Here is a 3,798-nt window from a genome sequence, read left to right as displayed (position 1 = left end):
TCTCTAGCGCCGATGGTAGTTGGGACCTTGTCCCTGTGAGAGTAGGACGTCGCCAAGCAACTTTAAGACGAGTCAGAATGACTCGTCTTTTTTGTGTTTAATGAAATAAGCGTGTAATTAATATCGGCTCTATGAGTACGTTTATCTAGTAAGAAATAGCTTTGTTTTAGCATACCTTCAGAAAAATAAGGCTGAGTTTTTTAGGCTCTTTAATTTTGAGCTTTAAAGTCTATTTGTTAACAAGAATATATACGAGGTATTGCCCTCTGTAGCCTACTCACACCCTCTTTTATTTCTTCAGTTGTTAAATGTCCATACCCTATAATAATTCGATTGTGATGTTTTCCTTTTTCAATGGCGTGGTCTTCCACAGGATATACCTTCACTCCGAGTTGTTGGGTTTTCTCAAGTAATTCTTGTGTGAATTGAACTTGATTGAATTCAACAATCAGGTGTAATCCTGTAGAATAACCAAAAATATTGATTTTATTTGAGAATGCTGATTTTAATTGCTGGATAAGGAAGTCTCTTCGATTTTTATAGATTTTTTTCATCTTCATAATATGCCGTTCCAAATAACCTTCGGCAATAAATTTAGCAAGGACAAGCTGATTTAAAGAAGGTGTATGTAGATCGGAAAACCATTTTACCCTGCGACATTTTTCAATAAGGTGTGAGGGAAGAACTAAGTATCCCATCCTAAGGGCCGGTGATAAAATTTTACTAAATGAACCTATATATATAACACGTTCGGGATCCAATCCCTGTAATGAACTTACAGGTGAACCTTCATATCGAAACTCACTGTCATAATCATCTTCAATAAGATAACAATTTGTTTTTCTTGAGTAGTTAATCAATTGAACCCGTCGTTGAATCGGTAACGTTCCACCTAAAGGAAACTGATGAGAAGGAGTAATGAAGATGAATTTTGGATTTTTATTTGCAGGCAGCAAAGATGTATCCATTCCATTATCATCAACCGGTATAGGAGAAAGTAAGGCTCCTGAATTTTTAAAAATTGTTTGAATGTCATTGGTGATGGGATCTTCTATTAGTACTTCGTCACCTGGTGATAAAAGTAACTTAGAAACAAGTGTTAAAGCTTGAGTTGCACCGGAAGTAATCACCAATTGTTCTGGATGACAAAAAACTCCTCTTGTTTTTAGTAAATAGCGTGATAAAACCTTTCTTAATTCGGGGCGCCCTTCGGGAATATCGTATCCAAATGTAGAAGGAGGTGTTTCATTCCATATAGTGTGGGATAACTTTGCCCATCCCTTACGTGGAAATAAGTCTAATGCTGGTATCCCTGAACGGAAATTAATGATATTACTGTCTTTGTTTCTTTCTTCGCACCAAGATAAAGAATCAATTAGAGTTAATTTTTTACGTTGTTCTAAATATGTCCCTTCTGCAATGAATGTCCCGGCTCCTTGCTGAGTGACCAAAAAACCTTCGGAAAATAATTGATCATAAGCTTCTAAAATTACGTTCCTAGACACCCCTAACTCAGAAGATAATTCCCGTGTTGATGGTAGTTTTTCTCCGGATTGCAGCTCTCCGTTTAATATTCGTTCACGTATTTGGTGATAAACCTGTCGAATTAAACTTATATCTAACGATCGATCAATAGGTATCCAAAGCATATAAATGCTCCCTTCAGCAAAATTGGTACCATAAAAGTTTGGGTGAAATGGTACTAATACAAACCATTTTAGCATGCTATAGTTGGATCAAATAGTTCTAAAGGGGATGAAAATGTGATGACTAAACCAGAATTCCAAGTAGCTCAGGCATTTAAATCGATTGCACGAAATGAACATATAAAATCCTATGTACAACAATCTACTGAACTCTATGCGTTATTATTACAAGCTGCGAAACGCTTTGTCACCGGAGAAACGAGACATGAGGGGATTGGGACGGCAAAGGAACTAATTACAAAAGGTTATCATACTTCACTAGAATACATAGGGGAAAATACTCTAGATATAGAGGAATGTTATAAAGCTAAAAATGAGTTTTTGAATCTTATTGGGGACATGGGTACTCTATCTATGAAACAAACAGTATCACTCGATTTATCGCATATTGGGTTATCTATAGATCCAGAAATATCTTATATTCATTTAATGGAGTTGGCAGAGAAGGCGAAAGTACATGGAACTACCCTTATGATAAGTATGGAAGAATCATCTAAAGCAGCGGACATTCTTTCCATTTATAAAAAGGTAACTGAGCAATATCATAATGTAGGGATAACAATACAGACACATTTATATCGCTCAAACAATGATATTCAAGAACTCCTTCATTATCCAGGGAAAATAAGAGTTGTAAAAGGTGCCTATCAAGAAGTTCCGGATATTGCTATGCCTAGGTCAACTGATTTAAATCAACAGTATCTTCAAATTGTAGAACAATTAGTTGAACACAATCATCCTGTATCTATAGCTACACATGATGAAATTCTTATTACAGAGATGGAGCAACGTCAATATTTTAGTCAAACTAATGTAGAAATAGAAATGCTATATGGAATTCGTCCGGATATGTTAAGAGATTTGAAAAACAAAGGACATAACGCTAGAGTATATTTGACTTATGGGAAAGAGTGGTACTTGTATCTATGTCACCGGATAGCTGAACATCCAGAAAATTTATATCGTGCAGTGACAGATATGATACATTCACCTTCAGCAGAGCGGAGTAGGGAATATTGAATAGACATTTAATACTAAATGTAAAAATGATTTTGGCTGTGGCCTAAAAATAAGAGCCGGATTTTTCTTAGTGTAGAAATTCCGGCCATTTTATATTGAAATTTTTTTAGTATATATTTGTGTTAAAGGCGGACAGCACCCCTGTAGGTATTGAGAGGATTAAGATTTATAATTGTGCAGCCGTCGTATACCTTGTTGTAGAATTGTTTTTGTATGGTTGTGTATTCTTAGGGGGGAGATAGAAACAACGGAAATTATGATTCTATATGTATTTCAAAAGGGGGATATATACTAGAAATGAAACTAAATGCTTTGTTAGTGAAATGATTCGCTCTTTTAGCAGTAAAACGTAAATATAGGTATGGGATTAATATCTATTAATGTTATATAAAAAGTGAAGTAATGAAAGGAACGAGTGTTCTGTATATGTGTGTTCGGTACACTTGATACATTGAGGTGCGTATTTTTAATCCAGTATATGTGTTTAAAAAGGAAATACTATTAATCAATTCGAACCTTGAGCATATCTTAAATATTTATTAAGAGAATATAGCTGTATGGAAATAGATGATACTAAAGATGAAAGAGATATAAGGCTGATATTTCAGTGAAACAGGGATAGTTAATAAATATATTAGTGTGGTTCTATATATTTGCGAGTAAACAGATAAGCAACCATTACTTCATATAAGGAGAACTTGGGACTCTATAACTAGAGTAGTATATGAGTTTATTATGGATTTCTGTATCGTTGTCTGTTATAAGAATACGTATATCTTCAATCGTTTCTAATAGAGGGCGTGATAAACAAAGAGGTATTAATATTTATTAAAATAAGATTGTTAGTTTCGCTGGGTAAAAACTTCTGTACAAATTAAGTCTAAGGTTTAAAGTAACTTTAATATATTTAGGGAAAATATATTAAAGAGAAGTAGGAGGTAGCTCTTTGGTAATGAATCCTCGGAGAGACGTATCTAGCTAAAAAAGCATAAAAATATTAAATTGAATTTCTTTATAAAAAGGTGTTGACGATTATACTTTAGAGGTGTAATATAGAACAAGTCGCCGATGA

General features: G+C 34.2%; 2 protein-coding genes. One reads left to right on the top strand and one right to left on the bottom strand.

The features are described 5' to 3' along the window. Positions 1-236: 236 nt before the first annotated feature. Positions 237-1,649: a MocR-like pyridoxine biosynthesis transcription factor PdxR gene (pdxR, locus tag ATL10_RS30360; RefSeq protein WP_090979133.1), complete on the bottom strand. Its 1,413-nt coding sequence runs from the start codon at positions 1,647-1,649 to the stop codon at positions 237-239. A 117-nt stretch (positions 1,650-1,766) separates the two neighbouring features. Between pdxR and ATL10_RS30355 the strand changes: the two genes are divergently transcribed. After that, entirely contained in the window at positions 1,767-2,726 is a 960-nt protein-coding gene (locus tag ATL10_RS30355; RefSeq protein ID WP_090979131.1) for a proline dehydrogenase family protein, read from the top strand. Positions 2,727-3,798: the final 1,072 nt, after the last annotated feature.

This window comes from Bacillus sp. 196mf (assembly GCF_003217275.1).
GTDB classification, from domain to species: domain Bacteria; phylum Bacillota; class Bacilli; order Bacillales; family Bacillaceae_G; genus Bacillus_A; species Bacillus_A thuringiensis_S.
This window is presented reverse-complemented; position numbering and strand designations above follow the sequence as displayed.